Origin of the sequence: Weissella sp. DD23 (genome assembly GCF_001579105.1) — a bacterium.
GTDB classification, from domain to species: domain Bacteria; phylum Bacillota; class Bacilli; order Lactobacillales; family Lactobacillaceae; genus Weissella; species Weissella cibaria.
In genome coordinates, this window is record NZ_KQ970394.1 from 20,508 (window position 1) to 21,193 (window position 686).

The 686-nt window shown below is 50.0% G+C and carries 1 pseudogene; it reads left to right on the plus strand.

The features are described from left to right. Positions 1-686 (plus strand): annotated as a pseudogene (locus WEIDD23_RS13610) (GA module-containing protein); the annotation flags it as partial.

Consider the following 686-nt stretch of genomic DNA (forward strand, 5'->3'; position numbering starts at 1 on the left):
AGATGATGCGGGCAAGCAAACTTACCTCGATCAATTGCCAGATGCCACAACGGTTGAAGCAGTTGAACAAATTGTTGAAGATGCCCGCAACGCTACAGGTACTGACCTGACCGATGCAAAGGCCGACGCAACAGCAGCCATTGATGCGATGAAGTATCTGACCGACGAAGAGAAGGCTGACTATAAGCAACAAGTAACTGATGCGACAACAGCGGATGCCATCGACGCAATCGTAACTGACGCAACCGCAAAAAATTTGGCGAACGCAAAGGATTGGGCGACGACAGAAATTGGTGGTTTGACCAACTTAGATGATGCAGGCAAGCAAACTTACCTCGATCAATTGCCAGATGCCGCAACGGTTGAAGCTGTTGAACAAATTGTTGAGGATGCCCGCAACGCTACAGGTACTGACCTGACCGATGCAAAGGCCGATGCTACGGCAGCAATCGATGCGATGAAATACCTGACGGACGAAGAGAAAGCCGACTATAAGCAACAGGTGACTGACGCTACAACCGCGGACGCCATCGACGCAATCGTAACTGACGCCACGGCACAGAACTTAACGAACGCAAAGGACTGGGCGACGACAGAAATTAGTGGTTTGACGAACTTGGACGATGCAGATAAGCAGACGTATCTTGATCAATTGAAGGATGCTACGACTGTTGAAGCCGTCGAAC